The organism is Vibrio sp. 10N.222.55.C6, from assembly GCF_041473395.1.
Taxonomy (GTDB): domain Bacteria; phylum Pseudomonadota; class Gammaproteobacteria; order Enterobacterales; family Vibrionaceae; genus Vibrio; species Vibrio crassostreae_C.
In genome coordinates, this window is the sequence record NZ_JBFRSD010000548.1 from 1 (window position 1) to 950 (window position 950).

The window sequence follows — 950 nt, forward strand, 5'->3', positions numbered from 1 at the left end:
CCCCTATTCAACACCTTGCATTATCATAATAACCTAACTATCTGAGTGTAAGGCGATTATCAATGGAAAGAGGTATTGTTCTATCTCCTCAATTTGAGTATCCAGAAACAGGTGGGGCTTTATTTCGTTCTGCTACTGATGATTTTGAGTTACGTAAGTACCTACTTTATTGGGATAAGATTGAAGTTCCTAAATGCTCCTCGATAGAGTTTGATTGCTGGCAGTTCCAAGAACTAGAAAAAGCTGGTGCGTTACAACGAACTCGACATGGAGAAAAACCTCGCTCGCTTGGAATGCGCATGGAACAAAGCAGTGTGATTAATGTATCTAACTTTATGACTGCTGAGATTGTTGATTGCACTGATGTAACCCTAAGCAAAAAGGCTGGAGATGAAATCCTTGCTTCACATGAAGCAATTTTTAAACAGCTCAATGAAGCACATCCAGGCTTATGGTCTAAGGCTCAAATCTCGGATAGCATTCTCACCACAACTCCTGTAGATAAAGAGAGTATTGAACTGGAGCTTCACGGTTTACTACCCGTCCCTACTGTTAGCACACACTTCGATTCTATACTTGAATTTAAGTACAAGCATCATGATGAACTGCTCGCGTTCCGTAGTTACCTAGATGAACTCTACCAGTCAGTGCTAACTGCTGGTGACATACCTAGAGCAAAAAATACCGCAATGATTAAGCTGGAAGCTTCCATTAGAGATGTCAATCGCACCTTAGAACAGTCCAAAATAGACATTAGTGTCGATAGCCTTCGCTCTGTGATTTCAGATACAACTGGTATCCTAGGCTTAACTCTTGCTGCACTAGGTACAGCATCGCAATTTGGTTTTGACCCGTTAAAAGCTGGCTTAGCTGGTGCAGCAATAGGAATTGCACCAAAACTAATACGCCAATCATCCGACTCCACTCCAGCGGAACTCATGTACCTCAAG

1 protein-coding gene is annotated in these 950 nt (G+C 42.0%); it reads left to right on the forward strand.

Features of this window, described 5'->3' with window-relative positions:
• Window positions 1-62 precede the first annotated feature (62 nt).
• A partial coding sequence (locus AB4486_RS25020) for a DUF6236 family protein (protein WP_372119399.1) occupies window positions 63-950 on the forward strand: 888 nt, incomplete at its 3' end.